We start from the raw sequence: 25,583 nt of genomic DNA, 5'->3' as shown, positions 1-25,583 counted from the left end.
TAAATTTAAAGTTAATTAAAGACCCATTTTTCTATAGAAATTCGTATACGCCTCAGCGAACGCATCTTTCGGGGTGAAAGGTAAAAAAGGTTTTCCTGAAGATTCTATAAATTTTGTTAAACTTGGGGAAACATTTTCAGATGCAATAATAACAGCGTCTGAATGCAATATACTTGCTTTTAAAACATTCTCATAGTTTGGAACTTCCAAATCAGCAACAGATTCATGAGGCACACCATCAAATTTAACTTTGTTGATCATTTCCATATCCAAATTCTCATCGAAAGACTGTCCGTAAACCGATGTCACAATTTTAGTTTCAGAAAACAAAGCTTCATTTTTATAATAATGTTTCATATAAATTGGAAGCATTGCCGCCAACCAGCCATGAACGTGAATAATATCTGGAACCCAGTTTAGTTTTTTAACGGTTTCAACAACTCCTTTGGCAAAAAAGATCGCGCGCTCATCGTTATCAGGATACAACGCACCTTCCTCGTCAGCAAAAGTTGCCTTACGCTTAAAATACTCATCATTATCAATAAAATAAACCTGAATTCTTTCTTTAGGAATTGAAGCGACTTTGATAATCAATGGCATATCTAAATCATTCACTACCAAATTCATTCCAGAAAGCCTGATCACTTCATGCAATTGATGTCTTCTCTCATTGATATTCCCATATCTTGGCATGAAAATTCTTATCTGACCTCCTTGATCATTAATCATTTTCGGAACGTCATAAGACATTAAAGAAACCTCATTTTCAGCCAAATAAGGCACGACTTCAGATGATACATATAATATCCTCTTATCTTTCATAATAGTATTTTACTTAATTTTTGGTAATAAAAACGTCGCAAAATTACAAAATTTTATGCAGTTTATAACTAATATATTATGTTTGCACTAAATTTTAATAATACTGCCATGCATATTTTTTACGGTAAAGTAGCTTTGATAGCTTATTTGAAGACTATCAAAACAGCAAATTCAACCATCGGATTTGTACCAACCATGGGAGCTTTACACCAAGGGCATCTGGCTTTAATGCAGCGATCACTAAAAGAAAACAACGATACAGTTGTAAGTATTTTCGTAAACCCTACTCAATTCAACAATCCAGAAGATTTAGAAAAATATCCTCGAACTCTTGAAGAGGATGTGAAAAAAATGCGAGGATTAAGTGACAAAATAATTTTATATGCTCCTTCTGTCGAAGATATTTACGAAGGAAATACAATTTCTCAAACATTTGATTTTGACGGTTTAGAAAATCAGATGGAAGGAAAATTCAGACCAGGGCATTTTAACGGCGTTGGAACCATCGTAAAACGTCTTTTTGAAATCGTAAACCCAACCAATGCTTATTTTGGCGAAAAAGATTTTCAGCAATTGCAAATCGTCAAAAAAATGGTCGAAAAAAACAATTTGCCTGTAAACATTGTAGGTTGTCCTATTTTTAGAGAAGATAATCTTTTAGCTATGAGTTCTCGCAATGAGCGCTTGACTGCAGAAGAAAGAAAAGAAGCTTCAATAATCTACAAAACGTTAACCGAAGCTAAAGAAATTTTTCAGAAAGGAACTCCAGAAGAAACCATCAAATTTGTAGAAGACGCCTTCAAAGACAACGAAAGATTTGACCTTGAATATTTCGTGATTGCTGACGAATCTACATTATTACCAATTGATCATAAAATTAATGATAAAAAATATCGTGCGTTTATAGCGGTATTTGTTAATTCTATAAGGTTAATTGACACCATTTCATTAAATTAAATTACCTTTGCAGCATGCAAATTCAAGTTATAAAATCAAAAATTCATCGAGTAAAAGTTACTGGTGCCGATTTAAATTATATTGGCAGCATTACTATTGATGAAACACTTCTCGAAGCTTCAAATATTATTGAAGGCGAAAAAGTATCTATCGTTAACATCAACAACGGCGAACGTTTTGAAACGTACGCTATAAAAGGTGAAAAAAATTCAGGTGAAATCACACTAAATGGTCCAGCTGCAAGAAAGGTTCAAAAAGATGATATCATCATCATCATTTCGTATGCAACTTTGGATTTTGAAGAAGCTAAAACCTTCAAGCCGTGGATTATTTTTCCTAACGAAAACGATAATTCGTTAACATAAATCTAGTTTTAAACTTATTTTACCCCTATTTGTCAAATCCTTTTTGCACAAACAGATTTCTTATGCCTTAAATTAAAAAATTTAACGTAGGAAATCATTGCTTTTTTTTAACCCCAAATTACCAAAAAGCAAATAAAGTATTATATTGCCATACAATTTCCAATACTTTTTTATTCACTGAAATGCCACAAATCATGAAAAAAGTTTACCTGCTGCTTGTATTCATCTCTGTTTCTGTTTTTTCACAGAAAAAATTTGACAATATCAAATCTGAAAAACTAGGAGAAGAACGAAGAATAACAATTGGACTTCCTCCTTCTTATGACGAAAAATCAGATCGAAAATATCCGGTTTTATACTTATTCGACGGCGATTATTTATTTGACCCTTTTTTAGGAGCCGTAAGTTATGGTTCGTATTGGGATGACATTCCTGAAATGATTATTATAGGAATTCATCAAAATAAAAATGATGAGCGAGAAGATGACTCAACAATTGATCAAAATGAAGGTTTGCCTTTTGAAAAGGGAGCGAAATTTTTCGAATTCGTAGGGGCAGAATTAATTCCTTACATCGAAAAGAAATATCACACAGCGCCTTTCAGAATTATTGCAGGCCATGACATAACAGCAAGTTTTGCCAATTTTTATTTATATAAAGAAGATCCGATTTTCAACGCTTATATTTGTTTAAGCCCAGAACTGGCACCGAAAATGGAAGTTCGAATTGCAGAAAAGTTCGCAAAAATCCAAAAACCAATTTTCTATTACCTTTCTGCAGGAGAAGGTGATATTAAAAAAATAAAAGAACCGATTGATAAATTAAACAGCAATATTAAAATTGCAAATAATCCGTTAGTGAATTATAAATACGATGTATTCAAAGGCGCTACGCATTATACTGAGGTTTTACATTCAATTCCGAATGCATTATATCAAATTTTTGAATCGTACAGACCAATTAATTCTGCTGAATACAATGAAAAAATTGCAGTTTTAGAATCTGGCTATTCCGATTATTTAGAAAAAAAATATGCTACAATGTCTGAGATTTTAGGATTTCAGGTTCCGGTAAGAATGAGTGATTTCAAAGTAATCGAAAATATTATTTTGAAAAAGAATGCGTACGATGAATTAGGAAAAATGGCCGAAATTGGAAATGTAAATTATCCAAAAGCTATGTTGGGAGAATATGAATTAGGTTTAATGTACGAAAAAATGGGCGATCCAAAACATGCTTCAAAAAAATACCAAAATGCTTCTCAAATGGAGCCAATTGGAGATCTGAACAAAGATTTGATGTATGAGAAAATTGACGAAATGAATACGCTTGCCAAAAAAACTAAATAATGTCAAAAGTTAAAACTTCCTTTTTTTGCCAGAATTGCGGAACTCAATATGCCAAATGGCAAGGACAATGCAATGCCTGCAAAGAATGGAATACAATTGCTGAAGAAATTATTCAGAAGCAAGAAAAAGTGGCTTGGAAAAGCGAACCAACTCCGGCAAACAAAGCACCTCGACCTTTAAAAATAACTGAAATCGATTCGGCACAGGAAATCCGAATGGATACTACTGACGGAGAATTGAATCGTGTTCTTGGAGGCGGAATTGTTCCGGGATCTTTAACACTTTTGGGCGGCGAACCTGGAATTGGAAAAAGCACACTTTTACTTCAAATCTCATTAAAATTACCTTATAAAACTTTGTATGTTTCAGGCGAAGAAAGTCAGAAACAAATAAAAATGCGTGCCGAAAGAATAACGCCAAATAGCGATAATTGCTATATTCTGACGGAAACAAAAACACAAAACATCTTCAAACAAATTGAGGCAATTCAACCAGAAATTGTCATTATTGATTCCATCCAAACTTTACATACCGATTATATCGAATCGACAGCGGGAAGCATTTCTCAAATTAGAGAAACAACTGCTGAATTGATCAAGTTTGCAAAAGAAACAAACATTCCAGTGATTTTAATTGGACATATTACCAAAGATGGAAATATTGCTGGGCCGAAAATTCTGGAACATATGGTTGATACTGTTCTTCAGTTTGAAGGAGACAGAAATCATATTTACCGAATTCTTCGTTCGCTAAAAAACCGTTTCGGCTCAACTTCTGAACTTGGAATTTACGAAATGCTTGGAAGCGGTTTGCGCGAAGTAAGCAATCCGTCAGAAATATTGATTTCGCATAAAGACGAAGAATTATCCGGAACAGCAATCGCTACAACACTAGAAGGCATGCGTCCGCTGATGATTGAAATTCAATCTTTAGTCAGCACAGCAGTTTATGGAACACCTCAGAGAAGCACAACTGGTTATAATGCCAAAAGATTAAACATGATTTTGGCTGTTCTAGAAAAAAGAGCTGGATTTCGTTTAGGAGCAAAAGACGTTTTCTTAAACGTTACAGGCGGAATTTCTGTCGATGATCCGGCGATTGACTTAGCAGTTGTTGCAGCAATATTATCTTCAAACGAAGATATTCCTGTTGGAAAAGGTTTCTGTTTTGCTGGCGAAGTTGGACTTTCAGGCGAAATTCGTCCCGTTAACCGAGTGGATCAACGCATTCAAGAAGCCGAAAAACTAGGCTTCGATACTATCTTTGTTTCAAAATACAATAAAATTGCTTTAAAAAATACAGGAATCAAAATTGAGCTTGTGGCAAAAATTGAAGATGTTGCAAGTATTCTTTTCGGTTGATTTTTGACAAAAATACCACTATGAATTTTCCAAAACAAAAACTATTTAAAGCCCTAAAAATACTCGGAGTACTAATAGTATTGCTTTGCATTGCGCTTTATTACTTTCGCGACTCTCTTTTAAAACAAGCCATTGCAAAAGTTACCCATAAAATGGCGGTAAGTTACAACAGTGACTTTTCTGTAAAAGAAGCTTCTTTTAATGGCTTATCTACCATCAAATTAAAAGACATTGTTTTGGTTCCAAAAAATGCCGACACTTTGCTTAAAATCCAAAATATTGAAACAAGTGTCAGTTTGAGCAATTTATTAATTGGCGATGTTCAAGTTGGGACTTTAAAAGTTGACAATGGTTATATTCAATTAGTCAAAAAAGGAAAAATCAGAAACTTTGATGCTTTCTTGAAACGAAACAGCGATGAGACTGAAAAAAGCGAAAAAAGAAAATATGGCGCTTTCGCTTACAGAATCATTTCAAAACTATTGAATTTGGTTCCGACAGACATGAATCTGGAAAATTTCCAATTCAAAATTGATGACAACGGAAAAAAAGCTTCAATTGCAGTCAATAAATTAGTTTTAAGCGACAAACAACTCGAAACCAAAATTCATGTCCAAAGTAAAAATTTTGACCAGCGTTGGAACATAAAAGGTTTTGCAGACCCAAGAAACGAAAAAGCTGATATTCGTTTTTTCAATTTAGATACTGGTGCTATTCGCGTTCCTTATCTTGACGAACGATACAATCTAAAAGCAAGTTTTGATTCGATTCGATTAAATGTAGAAAAAATTGACAAAAGCGGTGGCGAACTTCATATTGACGGTTTTACCTCGATTACCAACTTAAAAATCAATCACCCAAAAATCGCCAGCAAAGATGTCGTGATCAAAAATGCACGTTTTGATTATCGCTTTTTATTGGGAGATGATTTCATTTCGATTGACAGTACCTCAACTATGCAGTTGAACAAAATAAAAGTGAAGCCTTATATTTCGTACAACACCGAAAAAGATACGGTTTACACGCTGAAAGTCGATATTCCGAAAATGAAAGCACAAGATTTCATTGTTTCACTGCCAGATGGATTGTTTACACATTTCCAAGGAATGGAAGCAACCGGAAATTTTGATTATAAACTGGATTTCAAATTCAATAAAAATAAGCCGAATACACTTGTTTTTGACAGCAAACTCAACAAAGAAGATTTAAGAATCACAAAATATGGCGAAGCCGATTTGAATAAACTAAACGGCGAATTTGTGTATCGTGCAATAATTCAGAATGTCTTGCAAAGACCCGTTTTAGTTGGAAATGCAAATCCGAATTACACACCTTTAGATCAAATTTCTCCTTATTTGAGAAAATGTGTTTTAACGACAGAAGATCCTTCTTTCTTCTCGCATCGCGGATTTATTAATGAGGCTTTCAAACAATCGATTCTGAAAAACATCAGAACTAAAAAATTCTCTCGTGGCGCGAGTACAATCAGCATGCAGTTGATTAAGAATGTCTTTTTGACTCGTGAAAAAACGCTTTCGCGAAAGCTTGAAGAGATTTTATTAGTTTACATTTTAGAAAACAACCGAATTGTAAGCAAAGAAAGAATGCTTGAAGTATATTTCAACATTATCGAATGGGGACCAAATGTATACGGAATTGGAGAAGCAAGTCATTTTTATTTCCAAAAAAACCCAGCCGATTTAAATGTTGACGAGTGCTTATACTTGGCAACTATTATTCCGAAGCCAAGAAAATTCATGTATCAATTTAATGATCAAGGAAACTTAAAAGACTATGCATTAAAAAACCAGAAGTTTTTAAAGAATTTAATGTTCCGCAGAGGTTTATTAATTCCTGAAGATACAATTGGACAATTGCCGGTTTATATTTCTGGAAATGCTCGTTCTTTAATTCGCATTAAAGCACCAGATTCAACTGCTATCAAAAATGATTCTTTAGTTGTTGATGATGAATTTGATTTATAATAAATTGCCACAAAGACACCAAGACACAAAATTTTTTATTTTATCACTTCAAATCAATAGCATCCAGCTTTAGCTGGATGGAAATATAAAAAAAATAAAAGGGCTTTAGCCAAACGTATTAGTTTGGCTAAAGCCCTTTTATAACAATCTTATTTCCCCTAGCTGAAGCTAAGGGCTATTGAAAAATCTTTGTGACTTAGCACCTTTGCGGCAAATACATTTTAAGGCGCAGGATCAGGAATTATAGCCTGAACCGCATCAATTTCATGTAAAATTTGTTTTGAAAGAACTACATCAATTGTGTCGATATTTTCTTTTAATTGTTCCAATGTTGTAGCTCCAATAATTGAACTTGTTAAGAAAGGTTGTTGCAAAACAAATCCCATCGCTAATTGCGTTAACGTTAAACCGTGTTTTTTAGCGATTTCCTGATACAATTTAGTCGCTTGCGTACATTGGTCGCTATTGTAACGTTTGTATTGCGGAAAAAGATTAATTCTCGCTTTCGGATGAGCTTCTCCTGTTAAGAATTTTCCAGTCAAAACTCCGAAGGCTAACGGAGAATATCCTAGCAAACCAACATTCTCATATTTTGAGACTTCAGCAGAATTCACTTCAAACAAACGATTCAATAAAGAATACGGATTTTGAACCGTCTTGATTCTTGGCAAATTATTGTATTTGCTCTCTTCCAACAAACGCATCATTCCCCATGCATTTTCATTTGAAACTCCAATATGTTTAATCTTTCCTTCTTTAATTAATCCGTCAAACGTTTCAAGGATTTCTCTGAAGTTATCTTCCCAAACATCATCATGACCGTGAAAAGCGCGTTGCCCAAAATTATTTGTTTTTCTTTCCGGCCAGTGCATTTGGTACAAATCGATATAATCCGTTTGAAGTCTTTTCAAACTGTTTTCAACGGCATATTTAATACTTGCAGGAGAAAAATCCAGTTTTTCACGCATATATCCAAAATTTGGATTTGGACCAGCGATTTTTGATGCTAAAACCACTTTATCGCGATTTCCTGATTTTTTAAACCAAGTTCCAATCACTTTTTCGGTGCTACCATAAGTTGCTTCACTTGCCGGAACCGAATACATTTCGGCAGTATCAAAAAAATTCACACCTCTTTCAAGAGCATAATCCATCTGAGCATGTCCTTCTGCTTCTGTATTTTGTTGCCCATAAGTCATGGTTCCTAGGCAGATTTTACTAACTTTTATATCGGTATTGGGTAATGTTGTGTATTTCATTTTTTCTCTTTAAGGTTCAAAGTTGCAAAGAAACAAAGGTACAAAGGGATTTTTCAAATCGAAATTTGACAAAGGTTAAAATAATGATAAGATAAAATATTGCAGAAAATTCCAAGCTTGGAATTTGAGAATTGGTATTAAAAAAAAGGCTCAAAAGTAAAAACCTTTGAGCCTTTGCACCTTAGAACCTTTGTCCCTTAGTTTATGCTATTAAGCATCTCCGCAATCTCGTCTAATCTTGGTGTCAAGATAATTTCGATTCTACGGTTTTTAGCTTTTCCTTCTGGAGTTGCGTTGCTTGCCAAAGGAGAGAATTCGCTACGTCCCGCCGCAGTTAATTTTTGCTTGTTGATTTTAGTGTTTTCACTTAAAATTGCTACAATTGCAGTTGCTCTTTTAGTTGATAAATCCCAGTTATTTGCAATTGGCCCAGAACCAGCATACGGATCATCGTCAGTATGACCTTCAATCAAAACAGAAAGATCTGGATTGTCGCCTAAAACTTTTCCAAGTTCAACAACCGCTTTTCTACCTTCTGCTCCAACTGCCCAGCTTCCTGAATTGAAAAGCAATTTGTTTTCCATTGAAACATATACTTTTCCATTTTTCTGTTCCACTGTCAAACCTTTTCCTTCAAAACCATTCAACGCTTTAGATAAAGTTTCTTTTAATTTTCGCATCGATTCTTCTTTCGCCGCGATCATATCTTCAAGTTCTTTCAAACGACTTGCCGTTTTATCCAGACGTGCTTGCTCATCAGCTAACTTTTTAGATTTAGCTTCTAATTGCGCCAACAATTCACGGTTTTTAGCCATATTGCTTTCTAAAGCATCGTTGCTGTTTTTCTCCAAAGCATTGTACGAATCCTGCAATACTTTGTATTTTTTCTGCTCAGCAGCAAGATCTGCTTTTTGTTTTGCAAGATCATCTTTAGTGCTTGCTAAATCTTTCGTCAGCTTATCTTTATCTAATTCTAGCTGATTTTTTGCTGTTTTTAAATTTGCATTTTCATCAGCAATCGAACGATTTTCTTTTTTTAAATCTGAATATTTTGTTTCAAGATCATTGTAAATCTTTTTGGATACACATGAAGTTGCAGACAAAGCTAAAACTACTAATCCAATCGAGGCTTTTTTAATCATTTTACTTTTGGTTTTTATTTGGGGCTATTATTAATTCGTTGTTTAAAATTCCAAGATTCAAATTCCAAATTCCAATCTTCGGAGCTTCGAGGACTAAAATCAAAAAATCTGAAATCTCCAATTCAGTTGCATTTCCTTCAACAAGAACAATACCAAACTTTATTCAATTTCTACTAAAACAGGGCAATGGTCAGAGTGAACAGCATCTGGAAGAATAACGGCACGTTTTAATCTGTGCTCCATCGAATCACTCACCAAATTGTAATCGATACGCCAACCTTTATTATTGCCACGAGCTCCGGCACGGTAACTCCACCATGAATAATGATGAGGGTCTTTATTGAAATGACGGAAACTATCTATAAAACCAGACTTCATGAAAGCATCCAACCAAGCTCTTTCAGCAGGCAAAAATCCTGAAACTGTTTTATTGCGCACTGGATCATGAATATCAATGGCTTCGTGACAAATATTATAATCGCCACAAATAATCAAATTCGGAATCGTTAATTTCAATTCGTTGATATACGTTTGAAAATCATCCATAAACATAAATTTATGATCCAATCTTTCAATATTTGTTCCTGACGGAAGATACAAACTCATAACAGAACAATCCTCAAAATCAGCACGAAGATTACGCCCTTCAAAATCCATATGATGAATTCCTGTTCCGTAAACCACCTCTTTCGGCTCAATTTTAGACAAAATTGCAACACCACTATATCCTTTTTTAGTTGCAGGATAATAGTATTGATAAGGATAGCCAGCGGCTGTTATGGCTTCAACCGGAATTTGATCATGGGTTGCTTTAATTTCCTGAAGACAGATAACATCTGGGCTAGCTTGTTGCAGCCATTCGATAAATCCTTTAGTAATTGCAGCGCGAATTCCGTTTACGTTATAAGAAATAATTTTCATCTAGGTATTTTTTTTAGGATTCCAAATGTAATAAAAAAGTGGAAAGTTTATAATTGAATAAAGGAAAAGTAGAGTTTTTTGTTATCTTTGTTCGCTACTCTAATAATTTAAAAATAGTACATGGGTTTAGTTACCGCGAAAGAAGTTGCAAAGGCAATAAATGTTGATAAGTACGGCGTATTTGGTACTTTTTCAGGCTGGATTCTTATGAAGGTTCTTAAGATCTCGACCCTTAATAAAATTTACGATCGCAATAAACATTTGGAAGACCTTGCGTTTTTGAACGGAATTTTGGACGAGATGGAAATCAAATTTGAAATTCCTGAAGAAGATTTAAAACGCCTGCCGAAGGATGGTGCTTACATTACTATTTCAAATCATCCGCTTGGAGGAATTGATGGAATTTTGCTTTTGAAATTAATGCTTGAAAGAGAACCAAATTTCAAAATCATTGCAAATTTCCTATTACACAGAATTGTTCCGATGAAAAAATACATTATGCCGGTTAATCCTTTTGAAAATCATAAGGATGCAAAATCGAGCGTAATTGGTATTAAAGAAACTTTACGTCACTTAAGTGATGGAAAACCTTTGGGTATTTTTCCTGCGGGAGAAGTTTCCACGTACAAAGATGGAAAATTAGTAGTAGACAAACCTTGGGAAGAAGGAGCTTTAAAACTAATCAGAAAAGCAAAAGTTCCAGTTGTTCCAATTTATTTCCACGCTAAAAACAGCAAATTATTCTATTGGCTTTCAAAAATAGACGACACTTTACGTACAGCAAAACTTCCATCAGAATTGCTTACGCAGAAGGATCGTGTAATCAAAGTTCGTATTGGAAAACCGATTTCTGTTAGTGAACAAAACGAAATTGAATCTTTTGAAGAATATTCAGAATTTTTAAGAAAGAAAACCTATATGCTTGCCAATCCTTTTGAAAAGGATACTAAACTAATTGATACAGCAAGCTTAAAAATTCAGAAAGCACCTAAAAAAATCGTTACGCCAGCAAACGAATCAAAATTGATTGATGAAGTTCAAGCGTTACGAAATAGCGACAGCCGATTTTTACAAAGCAAAAACTATGAAGTTTTCTTTGCAAGTGCAAAACAAATTCCGAACATTTTGCATGAAATTGGGCGTTTGCGCGAAATCACTTTCCGTGAAGTTGGTGAAGGAACAAATGAATCGATTGACTTAGACGAATACGACAAATATTACCACCACATGTTTTTATGGGATGATGAAACCAAAAAAATTGCGGGTGCCTATCGTATGGGGCTAGGTTCTGAAATTTATCCAAAATACGGAATCGAAGGTTTTTACTTGACTGATCTATTTAGATTTGAACAAGAACTTCACGACATGATGCACAAATCGATTGAAATGGGCCGTGCCTTTATTGTGAAAGAATATCAGCAAAAACCAATGCCTTTGTTCTTACTATGGAAAGGTATTATTCATACCACTTTACGTCATCCAGAGCACAAATACTTGGTTGGTGGTGTAAGTATCAGCAATCAGTTTTCAGACTTCTCTAAATCGCTAATGATTGAGTTTATGAAATCAAACTACTACGATCCATATATTGCACAATATATCCATCCGAAGAAAGCTTATAAAGTAAAACTAAAAGATGCTGATAAAGATTTTATCTTCGATGAAGCAGAATCTGATTTGAACAAATTTGACAAAATCATTGATGAATTGGAACCAGGAAATTTACGTTTACCTGTTTTGATCAAGAAATACATCAAACAAAACGCAAGAGTAGTTGCTTTCAATGTCGATCCATTATTCAACAATGCCATTGACGGTTTAATGTACATCAGAATCGCCGATATCCCAGAAAGCACCATGAAACCGGTTATTGAAGAATTCCAGATAGAATTAGAGAAAAAGTTATCTGAAAAAGAAGATTAACTCAAAATCTATTAAACATAAAAAAAATCCCATTCTTTACGAATGGGATTTTTTATTTACAATTTTTATTTAAAACTAGAACCAAGCCTTTTTTCCAATTTGGTATGTTTTATAAAACTCCTCATCAGATTTAGTCAAATAAATTATTCCTTCAACAAATCCAATTATCCCAGCAAATCCACATGTTACAACACTAACGATTAACTGAATAATTCCCTCTTTAGTATAACCTAAATAGAATTTATGCACACCAAAAGCTCCTAGTAAAATTCCTAGAACTCCTGCTACAACTTTCTTGTTTTCAACATTTTCAAACTTTGCGTTTTCCATTTTTTCTCAATTAAAGTTTACATTTTCAAGAAAATCCTTGAAAAATGCAAAACTAAAAATCAAAAAATCGCGTAATAAGCTCAATAAGCTAATATTATATCAAAAAAAGACATTCTCTTATTGTTCATTAATATTTACGTTTAAAACCAGCCTTGATAACCTACTTGGTACGTTTGATAAAACTCTTCATCACTTTTTGTCAAATACAAAATGCCTTCAATGATTCCGATAATGCCACCAACACCGCACATCAAACCTAAAAGCAACTGAATGATACCTTCTTTCGTATAACCCAAATAAAACTTATGAACTCCTAATGCTCCTAGCAAAATAGCCAGAATTCCTGCTGAAATTTTTTTATTTTCCTGTCTTGGCTGTGATGGCGTATTCCAAGCCTCATATTTTGAATTTTCCATTTTCTATTTTTTAAATTTTTAAGCAATAACAAAAAAACCCATTCGCTTGCGAATGGGTTTTCTATATGATCAATTAAAACCAGCCTTTTTTACCAACCTGATACGTTTGATAAAACTCTTCATCTGATTTTGTTAAATAAATAATTCCTTCAATAAATCCGATTATTCCACCAAGTCCACAAGTAACAATACTGATTACTAATTGAATAATTCCCTCTTGAGTATAGCCTAGTATGAATTTATGAATTCCTAAATATCCAAAAATTATCCCCATAATTCCAGCTAAAACCTTTTTGTTTTCTTGTCTAGGTTGAGACGGCGTATTCCAGCTTTCTGGTTTTGTAGTTTCCATATCTTATTTAGTTAATGTTAACACCTATTTCTTCAATTTCTTCAATGGTACTTTTTGGATCTGGGCCATAATAGTTTTCTCCTTGCTCCCCTTCTGTTGCTAAAAGAATAAGAAACCAAATAGGCCCAACTAATGGAATGCAGGAAATAAGGATGTTCCAGCCACTTTTGCCCAAATCATGCATTCTTCTAACTGTTACTGCCAAAGAAGGGATTACCGTAAGCAATGCATAAATAATAAAAAGCACTATAGCTATCTGAAAAGCCAAATCTCCACCTGTAACGATAGATAATAAAACTGCAAAAGCAATCATCACAAAAAAGATAACTGCTGTGGCAAGACGAAAATACCAATATTCACTTCTTCTAGCTCTACCGCTAAAGTTCGAGTAGTTTTGAAACATGGCAATTTTATACCATTCAATCATAATTAAAGATAATTTATTAGGCCTACTCTTGGGATTTTCGGTTTTCTCCGAACTTCAAAAAGAAATTACTTAGAATCATTCTTTAAAATTCGGAAACAATATTATTAAAAATTAACAAATAAAACTAATCTTGCCAAATAAAATTTACAGGAAAAACCTCGTTATAAAAAACCAAACGAAACAAGTTATTGTTTCTCGTAAACTGCCTTGATTTTATCAACAATTACTTGAGCTAGACGCTCGTGGCTCTCAAAAGTCCAACCTGCAATATGTGGTGTAAGTAAAGCATTTTTTGCATCAAGCAAATATTGAAACGCTTCTGGTGTATTTTTATCCTGAAAAAGGGTTTCAAAAGATAATTTTTCATACTCCAAAACATCTAAACCTGCACCTAGCACCTTTTTTGACTTCATAGCTTCAACTAAATCAGCTGTGACTATATTTTTGCCACGAGAAGTATTTATGATCCAGAATGGCTTCGAAAATGCGTTTATAAAATTCGCATCAACCATTTTGTCCGTTTCAGGCGTCCAAGGCAAATGCAAACTCAAAACATCAGCTCGTTTTTGCAATTCTGCCAGTGAAACTTGTTTGGCATTTTCATCACCAATATTTTCTAGAATATCATAAAACAATATTTCGGTATCAAAACCGCGAAGTTTTTTGGCGAAAGCTTTTCCCATATTTCCATAACCAATAATTCCGACAGTTTTCCCATCAAGCTCATGACCACGATTACTTTCTCTGTTCCAATGTCCTGCCCTAACTTCGGCGTCGGCCTGATTTAAATTATTGAAAAGCGACAATATTACACCTAGCGAATGTTCTGCAACCGCATTTCTATTTCCTTCTGGCGCCGCAATCAAATGAATTCCTTTTGCAGAAGCATACTCACAATCAATACTTTCTAAACCGGCACCCACTCTTGCAATAAATTGCAACTTAGTTGCTTTATCTAAAAAAGCCTTGTCAATCTTGAAACGACTGCGAATTACAATTCCGTTATAATCTTGAATTTTAGCTTCTATTTCTTCTTTAGAAGATTTAAAATCGGCATGGTTTTCAAAACCCGCTTCTTCTAGTTGGTTCCACAAAACGGGATTATTGCTGTCGATATGAAGAATTTTTACACTCATTTTTCTTGAATTTTTATATCAAACAAAAATACGGTAATTCTCCAAAATTACTTCCACTTTGTCAAACACAAAAAGCGCAAAACACAAATTCATTTTATTTTTTTAACTTTGAAAATACGAGACAAAAACTTTCACTTCTCAGGAAAATCTGCCAAAATGAAATTGACTAAAACTTTTAATTCTTTTTTTAATAACGAAAAATCTGGCGGACTGCTATTGTTGTTTGTAACAATCTGCTCGTTATATCTTGCAAATTCTGCTTATTCCAACGGATATGTTTCTTTTTGGGAAAAAGATTTGGCAGGTCATTCCATCACCCATTGGATCAATGATGGTTTGATGACTATTTTCTTTTTATTGATTGGTTTGGAACTGGAACGAGAAATTTATCATGGCGAATTATCCAATATAAAAAATGCCTCGCTTCCAATAATGGCGGCGCTCGGCGGTATGTTAGTTCCTGCTGCCATTTTCCTGGCTTTAAATTTTGGAACAGCAACCCAAAACGGAGCAGGAATTCCCATGGCGACTGACATTGCATTTGCTATCGGGATTTTGTCGCTTTTGGGCAAAAAAGTTCCCGCTTCTTTAAAAGTCTTTTTGACCGCACTTGCCGTAATTGATGATTTGGGAGCCATAATTGTCATCGCTGTTTTTTATACCACATCGATTGCTTTTGTAAATCTTGCTATTGCATTGGGAATTTGGGGACTGCTTTTTATTTTAAACAGAATGAAAATCAACAATATCATTCCGTATTTGATTGGCGGCATTATAATGTGGTATTTTATGCTTAATTCTGGTGTTCATGCAACGATAACAGGCGTAATATTAGCATTTGTAATTCCGTTTGGCGATGGCAGTGAAAAATCATCTTCATACAAATTACAGCATTTTTTACATAAACCTGTTGCCTTTATCATTTTGCCACTTTTTGCTATTGCAAATACTTGCATTGCAATAACGCAAGATTGGCATGAAGGCTTGAATCACCCAAACACTTTCGGAATTATTCTGGGCTTAGTTGTCGGGAAACCTTTAGGAATTGTTCTTTTTTCATCGATCGGTGTAACAGCAGGCTTGTGTGCTTTGCCAAAAAATCTAAAATGGGCTCATATTTTAGGAGCAGGAATGTTGGGCGGAATTGGTTTTACGATGTCGATTTTCATTACCATTTTGGCTTTTAAAGATCCTGAAACGATTGTTTTCTCAAAAATTGCTATTCTTATTGCGTCTATGCTTTCTGGAATTATTGGCTTTTTCTATTTAAAATATACTTTGAAAAAAAATCTAAAAACGAAATCATGATTGCAAGAATCTGGCATGGAAAAACAAAGATTGAAGATTATGAAACTTATACCAAGTTTTTAGTCCAAACTGCCATTCCTGATTATGAAAAAACCCCAGGTTTTGTAAAACTTTCTTTTTTAAGAAACATCAAAAATAATGAAGGTCATTTTACACTTATTACGTATTGGGAAAGCTGGGAAGTCATTAAAAATTTTGCCGGAGAAAACATTGAAAAAGCTAAATATTACCCTGAAGACAACCAATTTCTTTTGGAATTTGAAGAGAATGTACAGCACTTTGAAGTTTTTGCTTAATTAAAAAAAGAAGCATTATGAAAAGAAACAAAATCATACTTTTTTCTTTCGTTGCCATTATTGTTCTACTTGGCGCAGTGATCATGCTCAAAGCAAAAAAATCGGAAATCCCAGGTGGTTGCGGAACACACAGCTTGCCTTCTCATAAAAATGCCAACTTAACCGAAAATCAAAAAAAGGGAAGAGAAATATTTAATTCCAATTGTGCAGCATGCCATAAATTAGACATAAAATCAACAGGACCGGCACTTCACGAAGTCGATTCGATTGTTTTTGTAAACTGGTTAACGAATAAAAAACACAAAATCGACTCTACAAAAGTGGAGATTTTAGCAATTGATTATCATAAAACGGTATTTTCAAAAACTTTATCTAAGAAGCAAGTCACACAATTAATAGATTATTGCCACTCGAAATAAAATTCCAAAAAATAAAAATTCCAAATCCCAACTAGAAGCTTGGAATTTGGAATTTGATTTTTCAAAAATTGATTTTTTTTATTTCAACAGTCCTTTGATTTGCTTCAAAGAAGTTTTGATTCCCTTAATCAAAGACGAACTGAAACCATTGTGTTCCATTTCATTCAAACCAACAATTGTACAACCTTGCGGCGTTGTTACGCGGTCGATTAATTGTTCAGGATGCACTTTTTCATCCAACAACATTTTTGCTGCCCCTTTTACCGTTTGTGCGGCGATTGCCAAAGCGGTATTAGAATCAAATCCGATTTCGATTCCTGCTTGCATCGAAGCACGAATGTATCTTAAAGCATAAGCCGTTCCGCATGCGCCAAGAACAGTCGCTGCGTCCATCAATTTTTCATCGATTACAGGAGCCGTTCCTAAATCTTGAAACAAATCAACAATTGGCATTGCTTTTTCCCTATCTTTTTCTGGGAAAGAAATACAAGTAGCCGATTCTCCAAATTGCGCCGCAATATTTGGCATAATGCGTACAACTGGATATTGATTATTTGTTTTTGTCTGAAGCATCTCCAAAGACAATCCGCTTACTGCCGAAGCAATTGTTTTGTTTTGGATTACGGGTAAAATCTCTGCCAAAACGGTATCAACTTGATACGGTTTTATCGTTAAAATCACAACATCAGCTTCCTGAATGTTATGTTTGTTATCATTAGACACTGTAATTCCGTATTCAGATAAATATTGAATACTGGCAATGTTTCTTCTTGTTACGGTAACTTGGTTATTTTTTGAAAATTTAGCAATTCCCAAGGCAATAGAAACCCCCAGGTTTCCTCCCCCAATAATATGTACATTCATACTGCTTGGTTTTAATTTATTTTTGGCTGATTTACAGCCTATTTTTTCGGCTACAAATTACATAGAATTTAAAGATTTTAAATCACTGTAAGTTGTTAATTTGTGCCAAAAATCTAAAATCCAAGAATCATTTTTGCTACTCCAAAGTAGAGCATAATTCCAAAAACGTCATTTGTTGTTGTGATAAACGGCCCCGTTGCAATTGCGGGATCGATTTTATTTTTATGAAGAAACAAAGGCACAAGAGTTCCTAAAGTAGCCGCAAATAAAATCACGACAATCATAGAAATTGAAATTGCCAATCCAACAGAATATTGCCCGTACATAAGAGAATGATATCCTAAAAGAAGCAAAGAAATGATACTTCCCGAAATCATCGAAACGGTAAGTTCCTTGCTGAAATAACTACGACTGAATTCTTTCAAAGTACCATTAGCCAAACCTTGCACAACAATTGCCGAAGCTTGAACCCCAATATTTCCAGCAGTTGCAGAAAGCAAAGGCACAAAAATGATTAATGTTGAATATTTCTGAAAAGCGCTTTCGTTGTCTTTCAATACAAACGAAGCAACGATTTCAATTACCATTCCAATTAAAAGCCAAGGCAAGCGTGCTTTCGTTAACTCCAAAACACTGTCATTACTTTCAATGTCTTGCGTAATACCGGCAGCTAACTGATAATCTTTATCGGCTTCTTCCTTGATTACGTCTACGATATCGTCAATGGTAATTCTTCCAACTAAACGGCCAAGTTCATCTACAACCGGAATGGCCTCCAAATCGTATTTTTGCATGATACGCGCCACCTCAACATCTTCGGTATCAACATTTACAAAATTTAATTTTCGGATATAAACGTCGCCAATTTGAGTTTTGGTCGAAGAAGTCAATAAATCTTTAAGCGATAATCTTCCTTTTAATCGGTTTTCATCGTCAACCACATAAATAGAATGAACTCTAGAAACATTCTCTGCTTGAATACGCATTTCTTTAACGCAAGTCAAAACATTCCAATTTTCATTGACCTTAACAAGCTCTTTACCCATCAAACCACCCGCTGTGTTTTCATCATAGCGCAATAATTCGACGATATCTTTTGCGTGCTCAACATCGACTAACTCCGAGATAACCTCCGCCTTAATATCTTGCGAAAGCTCAGCGATAATATCGGCAGCATCATTTGTTTCAAGCTCATCAAGCTCTTCTGCAATTTCTTTAGGTGAAAGACGGCTTAAGATATTTTCACGCAGATCTTCTTCTAATTCAAGAAGAATTTCGGCTGTTTTGTCACTATCTAAAACCCTGAAAATATATGTTGCTTCGTCAAAATCTAATTCTTCTAGAATTTCGGCGATATCAGCGTGGTGAAGATCATTAAGTAAAATTTCAAGTTCATTGTCATTTTTCTTAACGATTAGTTCCTCTAATTGGTGGATAAATTCTTTGCTAACTTTGAACTCCATCGGCTTCTATTTTTTGAGTCAAAACAATAAATTCCTCAACGCTAAGCTGTTCGGGACGTTTATCAAAGATAGTGTCTTCTCGCAGATTATCTGATAAATTTAATGTTTTTAAACTGTTACGTAATGTTTTTCGTCTTTGCTGAAAAGCCGTTTTTACAACCGTAAAAAATAACTTTTCACCACACGGAAGGCTATAATCTTCCTTTCGGGTCATTTTCATCACACCCGACTTGACCTTGGGCGGAGGAATAAAAACATTTTCGTTTACAGTAAACAAATACTCAGTATCATAGAAAGCCTGTGACAACACAGACAAGATTCCGTAGGTTTTTGATCCTTTTTTCTCGCAGATTCGCTCCGCAACTTCCTTTTGAAACATTCCAGAAAATTCCGGAATCTGATCTCTAAATTCTAATGTTCTAAAAACAATTTGTGAAGAGATGTTGTATGGGAAGTTACCAATAATGGCGAACTGTTTGTTTTCGTAAACCTGATTTATATTGTATTTCAGGAAGTCTTCTGAAATAATTTTGTCTTTTAACTTTGGGTAATTTGCATCTAAATACGCTACAGATTCGGTATCGATTTCGATTACTCGTGTCGTAATGGGTTTATCAAGCAAGTATTTAGTAAGCACACCCATCCCTGGTCCTATTTCTAAAACCTCATCATATCCTTTTAAGCTCAAAGTATCGGCAATTGCTTTTGCAATACTTTCGTCTTTAAGGAAATGCTGTCCTAAATGTTTTTTGGCTTTTACTTTTTCCATTTTCTTACCTGTTTTGCCACGAGGCTGCAAAAGTATTCTTTTTAAATCAAAGGCACTACGAAAAGCTTTATTTTTTTGCCAAGAAGGCACAAAGACATGACGCTTTATTTTGTTTTGCCACGAATTACGCAAATTTTCAGAAATTTGAAAGCCATTTCAAATACTGAAAATTGTGACTGTGAGTAAAAATTAATGCTCTGAAATAACTTCCAATTCCGTTCTGAATGAAAGCATTTTATCCGCAAATAATTCTAATGCTTCTCTATCAAACTTCGGCTGATCTTCCAGATAATATTTCTCTAGCGTTTCTTTGCTGTCCGTTGTATACTGAACAGAATATGTAATACCACCCATTTCTTCTTCAACCAAAACCTTTACAATTCGTGCCGATGAAAATTTTTGAGTCGCCAGAATTTCTGGAATATGTTTTTCCTGCATCCATTTCAACCATTGGTCGTGAGCGCTTTCGTGTATATTTGTGGTGATGTTGTATATAATCATTTTTTCTAAGGTTCTAAGATGCTAAGCTTCTAAGGTTCTGAGTTTTTTCTTTCGAATCTTAAATCATCATATTGCTAATTCTTTCTCGTTTGGTCCCGATAGCTATTGGGAGGAATTTTCTTTTTGGAATTTAATTCTATAAATTCTTATCTCCTCTTAACTCTCTATATTTTTTTCTCGCATCAACAAAGTAAATACTGTCTTGATGATTGAAAATTACCTTCTCATACAAAGGTTTTGCTTTTTCTGTATCGTGAAGTTCGTCACTGTAAATTTCTGCGGAGAAAAACAATGCTTCATCAACATAAATCCCGTCTCCATGGTGATCTATGATCTGTTGATATTGGCTTAAAGCCGAATTAAAATCTTTCTGGCTTTCGTATATTTTCCCTAAACGCAACATTGTAACCGCTTCAATTTCCTGCCCTTTAAAGGTTTTCAATATATTCTGAAACTGCGTGATGGCTTCTTGCTTTTTATTCTGATAAATTAAAAAATCTCCTTTTGCAAATTGCTTCAATGCGGTTTGCGTAGAATCTGCAACGGTATTGTCGTTTATCAGCAAAAAATATTCAAGAGCGTCATTGGCAATCAATTGTGTGTTTGCTGATTTTAATTCTTTGAACTGTTTTAAAGCCCATTCAAAATCACCTTTATAATAGCTTGTTTTTGCAGCTTTCAAACTTGCTTCATGCGCCATGACATCATTTTTCAAATCCAATTGAATCTGCGAATAATAAATCAGCGCCTGATTGTATTTTTCCTGCAAAAGCAAAATATCAGCCAATTCCATTTTAGCATCTGCTTGCTGATAATCGTTTAAATTAAGTTCCAAAGCACGTTTGACAATCGCAATACCTTCTTCTGCATTTTTTAAATTAAATGCTGCAAAATGCGCCTTAATTAGTTGCAAAGATAAAGTAAAAGGAGTTGTTCCATAAGTTGCTAGCAATTGCTGCAATTCGGCATCGATTGCTGGATAATCCTTGTCTTGCGCTTTATCAATTTTGATTTGCATCAGATAAGCATTTGACTGAATCAATAAATCCTGATCTTTTGTGTTTTGAAGAATAAAATTTAAGATTTCCGAAGCGGTTTCATCATCATCTTCATTCATTGCAAACTGACTCAAATTTACAATACTTGAAAGCGATTCAGGCTCACGTTTGTAAATGGCTTTTTCTTGAATAAAAGCCTTTCCAAATTCTTTCTGCTGTACATAAAACCAGCTCAAGTAATGATTCCAAAACACGTCTTGATCTTTTTGCGTTTTTAAAATCAAAGCTTTTCGCATCGCATCTTTAAAAGCGGTATTATCTGTTTCACCATTCATGAAACGCGATAATTGCGTTTGAATCAAATTTGCATTTTGCGGATTCTTATAGGATTCGGTCAACAAAAGGTCAATCATTTCATCGGTTTTACCCAATTGACCATACAACATTCCAATCTGAAAATTAAAATTATAATTCGGCTGAATCTGCATTGCGGTTTGATATGCTTTCAAGGCATATTCCAACAATACTTTTTTCTCAAACGAATTTCCAATTCCGTAAACATCATTCGGATTTACTTTGATTTTTTCAATTGCTTGATCGTAGTAATTTCGGGCTTTTGAGTCGTTTTTCTGAAGTTGATAATTGTATCCCAATTCCACCAAAAAAACACCTTGTTTGTATCTGCTATATCGATCCAAAATTGCTTTTTCAGCCACAGAAAATTGCTGTAATTGCTGATAGCAGTCAATGGTTCTTAAAAAATATTGGGTATTGGATGGTGCGCTATTCAAAAGCTCTTCATAGCTGACTTTTGCTTTTTCAAAATCGCCTTTATCGTAGTAATATTGAGCCAATTGTTCATTTTGGGCGAATGCAAAACCGGACCACAACAAAACGATATAGATAAAGATGTTTTTCATATTTCAGTTTTTAATGTGGCATTTTAAACAATTAGAAACCTGACGGGTTTTAAAAATCCGTCAGGTTTAACTAAATTACAAAAAATTTAGTTTATAATATCAAATCCACAGTAAGGGCGCAATACTTCTGGAATTACGATTCCTTCTGGAGTTTGGTAATTTTCTAAAATTCCTGCCAAAACTCTAGGCAAAGCCAATGAACTTCCGTTTAATGTGTGAGCCAATTGATTTTTTCCGTCTTTGTCTTTGAAACGCAATTTCAAACGGTTTGCCTGGAAAGTTTCAAAGTTAGAAACAGAACTGATTTCTAACCAACGATCCTGCGCCGTAGAAAATACTTCAAAATCATAAGTCAAAGCTGATGTGAATCCCATATCGCCTCCACAAAGACGTAAAATTCGGTATGGTAATTTTAATTCCTGCAAAATGTTTTTTACGTGCTCAACCATTCCGTCAAGTGCTTCGTATGATTTTTCAGGATGCTCGATGCGCACAATTTCCACTTTGTCAAATTGATGCAAACGATTCAATCCGCGTACATGTGCTCCGTAAGAACCCGCTTCACGACGGAAACATGGTGTATACGCTGTATGCAAAACTGGTAATTCGCTTTCATTCAAAATTACATCGCGGAACAAATTCGTCACTGGAACCTCAGCAGTTGGAATCAAATATAAATCATCAACTGTTGCATGGTACATTTGTCCTTCTTTATCTGGCAATTGTCCTGTTCCGTAACCTGAAGCTTCGTTTACCAAATGCGGCACTTGAACTTCATTATATCCTGCCGCAGTATTTTTATCTAAAAAGTAATTAATTAAAGCACGTTGTAAACGAGCTCCTTTTCCTTTGTAAACAGGAAATCCAGCACCAGTGATTTTTACACCAAGCTCAAAATCAATAATATCATATTTTTTCACCAATTCCCAATGCGGTTGCGCACCTTCATGTAAAACCGGAATATCTCCTTCTTGGAAAACATTCAAATTGTCGTCTGGAGTTTTCCCTTCTGGAACAATATCAGCTGGTAAATTTGGTAACGTATATAATTTATTTGTTAACTCAACAGCAAGTGCTTCGGCTTTTTCTCCAAGTTCTTTGCTTCTTTCTTTTAATGAAACTGTTTTTTCTTTTAAAATCGCCGCTTTAGCTTTTTCACCAGCTTTCATTAATTCACCAATATCTTTGGATAATTTATTAGATTCAGATAAAACATTGTCTAATTCTACTTGCGCAGCACGACGGTTTTCATCTAATTGCACCACCTCTTCAACAACGCTTTTAGCATCGATATTTCGTTTTGCTAAAGCCTTGATTACTTTCTCTTGATTCTCTCTAATAAATGCGATTTGTAACATAGCTTAATTTTTGTAACTATTTTATTTATAACGGAAGCAAATTTAAGGAAATGTTTGTTAACATTAGGACAAACTTTTAGGGTTTGGTTTCTTTTTATTTCCTGAAAATCGAAATCGCTTTAAACTTCTAATGTTTAATTTCTTGAAAATCGAAAAATATACATTTTTAAACTCTTACCCCCTAATTCTATATATTTGTAATTGACCTTATATAATGGCTAAACCTATGAAAAAAACAATACTTTTATTTTTAATTATTTTTTCTTGCGTACTTATAAGCTGTAATCAGCAAACTATTGAAACGTATAACAATACTGTTGTTCATGCGCATGACGAACTATTTTTAATCAATAATAATTTCTATAAGGAAGCTGCAAATTATATTGGAAATCCGAAATCTAAAAAACTGCTAACCAATTTAATTGAAGACACGAAAAGAAAAACAGAAGAAGGAAGAAAATCTGTTGAAGATCTGGTCCCATTTAAAGATCATGGTTTACGAAGAACTATTTTAGAAATGTATGATGCTACTGAAGATGCAATGTATCTTTACGAAGCGAATGCAGCTATGATTACAGCAGACGGCAATAGTGAAAAAGTGGCTAAATTGTTTGAAGAACATATTGTAAAATATAGAGAATTAGATCAACTAATCCGCGAACTTCAAGTTCAGTACGCTTATTATAATAAACTCCAACTGCGATAAAGCAAATTTGAATAATAAAAAAACGGAAACAGCTTTTTAAGGTTGTTTCCGCTTAGCATTAAATTCTTTTTAATTTAGAATCTGAATATTTTATCTCGTGTAAACCGTAATTGCACCACTTGCATCTCTAAGTTTAAGCTCTGTAAATGTTAGGTTTACGATATCCTGCGTTGTAGTTGCTCCGCCAGTAATAGAGATCGTCAAATTGTTATGTGATCTTGAATAAATTCCTGTTGTTGTAGTCAAAGCGCAGGCACTTACGGTTGAATCATAATTTCCATAAGTTGCCGTATTGTCTAATTTAAGTTCTAAATAATCTTTGCTGCAACCACTTGCGTTTTGAGGTGCATCGATTAAAGTTTCAACTCCGCCAACTACAGTTCCTGTTTTACTTAAATCCCATTTTCCTGATAGTGGCACTAATGTTTCTCCTTCATTGTCGTCACTACTGCACGACATCGTAGTTAATCCTATACACAATAATAGCCCGAATAATATACGTTTAGTTTTCATCTTTCTTTTCTTTAAAAATTTATATTGCTAAATTAATTTTAAAGATTTGCAGGTTTGTTACACAAATTGACCAAACGTTTATATAATTTCTAGAAATTCGTAAGTAAATTCATAAAATTATCTAAAGCCTCAAAAGAGTAGAAATCAGCAAAATGAAAAATTATATTAAAAGATAACTTACTAACATAATTCTGATATATTTGTTTTAACAATAATTTATAACGTTTAAGCTTATGAAAAAAATTACTTTCCTTTTCTTATTGTTTGTATCTGTAGTATTTACCGGTTGTGGTGAGCAAACTACTACAAGTTACAACAACCAAATTGTAGAAGCGCACAAAAAGCTTTTTGAAGCAAATGATACCTTTTTGAATAACAGTTTAAATTTTATTGGAAAACCAGAATCAAAAAAAGAATTCCTGAAATTGATTGCTTCAACTAGAAACAAACTTGTTGCCGCACAAAAACCAGTAGATCTATTAGCTCCTATGAATACTGATCATGGTCTTAGAAAAACAATGTTGGACATGTTTGACCTTAGCATTGCCTCAATGGATGGTTTTGAAGCAAACATAGAAGTTTTAACATCTAAAGGCAATGAAGAGAAAGCAGCCACAATGGTGCAAGGCGCTTTTAGCGGATTATTAGACCTTGACGCAGAAATCAAAGCAATTCAAGTAGAATATGCAGATGCAAATAATGCTCAATTAAGGTAAATCTTAA

At 34.2% G+C, this 25,583-nt stretch carries 27 protein-coding genes; 11 read left to right on the top strand and 16 right to left on the bottom strand.

Features of this window, described 5'->3' with window-relative positions:
- Positions 1-15: 15 nt before the first annotated feature.
- Positions 16-822: a glycogen/starch synthase gene (locus AAYQ19_RS13035; RefSeq protein WP_132987792.1), complete on the bottom strand. Its 807-nt coding sequence runs from the start codon at positions 820-822 to the stop codon at positions 16-18.
- Between the two features lie 78 nt (positions 823-900).
- On the opposite strand from AAYQ19_RS13035, the gene panC reads away from it, so the two are divergent.
- The 5 genes from panC to AAYQ19_RS13010 all read left to right on the top strand — a co-directional run bounded on the left by panC (position 901) and on the right by AAYQ19_RS13010 (position 6,839).
- Entirely contained in the window at positions 901-1,779 is an 879-nt protein-coding gene (gene panC, locus AAYQ19_RS13030) for a pantoate--beta-alanine ligase (protein ID WP_343536795.1), read from the top strand.
- 14 nt (positions 1,780-1,793) lie between these two features.
- Entirely contained in the window at positions 1,794-2,144 is a 351-nt protein-coding gene (panD, locus tag AAYQ19_RS13025; protein ID WP_008465481.1) for an aspartate 1-decarboxylase, read from the top strand.
- A gap of 194 nt (positions 2,145-2,338) precedes the next feature.
- On the top strand, positions 2,339-3,493 hold the full coding sequence (locus tag AAYQ19_RS13020; RefSeq protein WP_343536793.1) for an alpha/beta hydrolase: 1,155 nt from the start codon (positions 2,339-2,341) through the stop codon (positions 3,491-3,493).
- Entirely contained in the window at positions 3,493-4,854 is a 1,362-nt protein-coding gene (radA, locus tag AAYQ19_RS13015; protein WP_343536791.1) for a DNA repair protein RadA, read from the top strand. Before AAYQ19_RS13020 ends, radA begins: the two co-directional genes overlap by 1 nt.
- A gap of 20 nt (positions 4,855-4,874) precedes the next feature.
- Positions 4,875-6,839 carry a transglycosylase domain-containing protein gene (locus AAYQ19_RS13010; RefSeq protein WP_343536789.1) on the top strand — a complete coding sequence of 655 codons (1,965 nt, stop codon included), beginning with the start codon at positions 4,875-4,877 and terminating at the stop codon, positions 6,837-6,839.
- 221 nt (positions 6,840-7,060) lie between these two features.
- Here AAYQ19_RS13010 and AAYQ19_RS13005 read toward each other — a convergent pair whose 3' ends face one another.
- The 3 genes from AAYQ19_RS13005 to AAYQ19_RS12995 all read right to left on the bottom strand — a co-directional run bounded on the left by AAYQ19_RS13005 (position 7,061) and on the right by AAYQ19_RS12995 (position 10,161).
- The gene (locus AAYQ19_RS13005; RefSeq protein ID WP_343536786.1) at positions 7,061-8,098 is read right to left on the bottom strand and encodes an aldo/keto reductase; all 1,038 of its coding nucleotides are present in this window, start codon (positions 8,096-8,098) and stop codon (positions 7,061-7,063) included.
- A gap of 197 nt (positions 8,099-8,295) precedes the next feature.
- Positions 8,296-9,240, bottom strand: coding sequence for an OmpA family protein (locus AAYQ19_RS13000; protein ID WP_343536785.1), 945 nt, complete (start codon positions 9,238-9,240; stop codon positions 8,296-8,298).
- A gap of 159 nt (positions 9,241-9,399) precedes the next feature.
- Positions 9,400-10,161: an exodeoxyribonuclease III gene (locus AAYQ19_RS12995; protein WP_343536784.1), complete on the bottom strand. Its 762-nt coding sequence runs from the start codon at positions 10,159-10,161 to the stop codon at positions 9,400-9,402.
- A 120-nt stretch (positions 10,162-10,281) separates the two neighbouring features.
- On the opposite strand from AAYQ19_RS12995, the gene AAYQ19_RS12990 reads away from it, so the two are divergent.
- The gene (locus tag AAYQ19_RS12990; protein WP_343536783.1) at positions 10,282-12,084 is read left to right on the top strand and encodes a lysophospholipid acyltransferase family protein; all 1,803 of its coding nucleotides are present in this window, start codon (positions 10,282-10,284) and stop codon (positions 12,082-12,084) included.
- 75 nt (positions 12,085-12,159) lie between these two features.
- On the opposite strand, the gene AAYQ19_RS12985 is transcribed toward AAYQ19_RS12990, so the two are convergent.
- From AAYQ19_RS12985 to AAYQ19_RS12965, 5 genes are all read right to left on the bottom strand, one after another.
- Positions 12,160-12,414, bottom strand: coding sequence for a TM2 domain-containing protein (locus AAYQ19_RS12985; protein WP_343536782.1), 255 nt, complete (start codon positions 12,412-12,414; stop codon positions 12,160-12,162).
- A gap of 140 nt (positions 12,415-12,554) precedes the next feature.
- The gene (locus AAYQ19_RS12980) at positions 12,555-12,830 is read right to left on the bottom strand and encodes a TM2 domain-containing protein (protein ID WP_343536781.1); all 276 of its coding nucleotides are present in this window, start codon (positions 12,828-12,830) and stop codon (positions 12,555-12,557) included.
- Positions 12,831-12,903: 73 nt separating this feature from the next.
- Entirely contained in the window at positions 12,904-13,182 is a 279-nt protein-coding gene (locus AAYQ19_RS12975; RefSeq protein ID WP_343536780.1) for a TM2 domain-containing protein, read from the bottom strand.
- Positions 13,183-13,189: 7 nt separating this feature from the next.
- The gene (locus AAYQ19_RS12970; RefSeq protein ID WP_343536779.1) at positions 13,190-13,609 is read right to left on the bottom strand and encodes a DUF805 domain-containing protein; all 420 of its coding nucleotides are present in this window, start codon (positions 13,607-13,609) and stop codon (positions 13,190-13,192) included.
- Between the two features lie 185 nt (positions 13,610-13,794).
- On the bottom strand, positions 13,795-14,745 hold the full coding sequence (locus AAYQ19_RS12965; RefSeq protein ID WP_343536778.1) for a 2-hydroxyacid dehydrogenase: 951 nt from the start codon (positions 14,743-14,745) through the stop codon (positions 13,795-13,797).
- 156 nt (positions 14,746-14,901) lie between these two features.
- Between AAYQ19_RS12965 and nhaA the strand changes: the two genes are divergently transcribed.
- The 3 genes from nhaA to AAYQ19_RS12950 are packed head-to-tail and all read left to right on the top strand — an operon-like array spanning position 14,902 to position 16,768.
- A complete protein-coding gene (gene nhaA / locus AAYQ19_RS12960; RefSeq protein ID WP_343536777.1) occupies positions 14,902-16,053 on the top strand; it encodes a Na+/H+ antiporter NhaA in 1,152 nt (383 codons plus the stop codon).
- Entirely contained in the window at positions 16,050-16,349 is a 300-nt protein-coding gene (locus tag AAYQ19_RS12955) for an ABM domain-containing protein (RefSeq protein WP_343536776.1), read from the top strand. Before nhaA ends, AAYQ19_RS12955 begins: the two co-directional genes overlap by 4 nt.
- 17 nt (positions 16,350-16,366) lie before the next feature.
- Entirely contained in the window at positions 16,367-16,768 is a 402-nt protein-coding gene (locus AAYQ19_RS12950) for a cytochrome c (protein WP_343536775.1), read from the top strand.
- 78 nt (positions 16,769-16,846) lie between these two features.
- On the opposite strand, the gene proC is transcribed toward AAYQ19_RS12950, so the two are convergent.
- The 6 genes from proC to serS all read right to left on the bottom strand — a co-directional run bounded on the left by proC (position 16,847) and on the right by serS (position 23,641).
- Positions 16,847-17,632, bottom strand: a complete 786-nt coding sequence (gene proC, locus AAYQ19_RS12945; protein ID WP_343536774.1) for a pyrroline-5-carboxylate reductase — start codon at positions 17,630-17,632, stop codon at positions 16,847-16,849.
- A gap of 113 nt (positions 17,633-17,745) precedes the next feature.
- Positions 17,746-19,095, bottom strand: a complete 1,350-nt coding sequence (mgtE, locus tag AAYQ19_RS12940; protein ID WP_343536772.1) for a magnesium transporter — start codon at positions 19,093-19,095, stop codon at positions 17,746-17,748.
- Positions 19,079-19,864, bottom strand: a complete 786-nt coding sequence (gene rsmA, locus AAYQ19_RS12935; protein ID WP_132987813.1) for a 16S rRNA (adenine(1518)-N(6)/adenine(1519)-N(6))-dimethyltransferase RsmA — start codon at positions 19,862-19,864, stop codon at positions 19,079-19,081. Before rsmA ends, mgtE begins: the two co-directional genes overlap by 17 nt.
- 189 nt (positions 19,865-20,053) lie before the next feature.
- On the bottom strand, positions 20,054-20,365 hold the full coding sequence (locus tag AAYQ19_RS12930; RefSeq protein ID WP_132987814.1) for a DUF4286 family protein: 312 nt from the start codon (positions 20,363-20,365) through the stop codon (positions 20,054-20,056).
- Between the two features lie 136 nt (positions 20,366-20,501).
- Complete coding sequence (locus AAYQ19_RS12925) at positions 20,502-22,283, bottom strand: tetratricopeptide repeat protein (protein ID WP_343536771.1); 1,782 nt, start codon at positions 22,281-22,283, stop codon at positions 20,502-20,504.
- Positions 22,284-22,369: 86 nt separating this feature from the next.
- Positions 22,370-23,641, bottom strand: coding sequence for a serine--tRNA ligase (gene serS / locus AAYQ19_RS12920; RefSeq protein WP_343536770.1), 1,272 nt, complete (start codon positions 23,639-23,641; stop codon positions 22,370-22,372).
- Positions 23,642-23,867: 226 nt separating this feature from the next.
- Here serS and AAYQ19_RS12915 point away from each other — a divergent pair, with 226 nt between their 5' ends.
- Complete coding sequence (locus AAYQ19_RS12915; protein ID WP_343536768.1) at positions 23,868-24,347, top strand: hypothetical protein; 480 nt, start codon at positions 23,868-23,870, stop codon at positions 24,345-24,347.
- A 90-nt stretch (positions 24,348-24,437) separates the two neighbouring features.
- Here the strand turns inward: AAYQ19_RS12915 and AAYQ19_RS12910 are convergent, their stop codons facing one another.
- Positions 24,438-24,860, bottom strand: a complete 423-nt coding sequence (locus AAYQ19_RS12910) for a lipocalin-like domain-containing protein (protein WP_343536767.1) — start codon at positions 24,858-24,860, stop codon at positions 24,438-24,440.
- Positions 24,861-25,093: 233 nt separating this feature from the next.
- Here AAYQ19_RS12910 and AAYQ19_RS12905 point away from each other — a divergent pair, with 233 nt between their 5' ends.
- Positions 25,094-25,576 carry a hypothetical protein gene (locus AAYQ19_RS12905; protein ID WP_343536766.1) on the top strand — a complete coding sequence of 161 codons (483 nt, stop codon included), beginning with the start codon at positions 25,094-25,096 and terminating at the stop codon, positions 25,574-25,576.
- The last annotated feature ends 7 nt before the right edge of the window (positions 25,577-25,583 follow it).

Source organism: Flavobacterium mesophilum (genome assembly GCF_039581405.1).
Classification (GTDB): domain Bacteria; phylum Bacteroidota; class Bacteroidia; order Flavobacteriales; family Flavobacteriaceae; genus Flavobacterium.
Note: the sequence above shows the minus strand (reverse complement) of the source record. Positions and strands in the feature narration are given on the sequence as shown.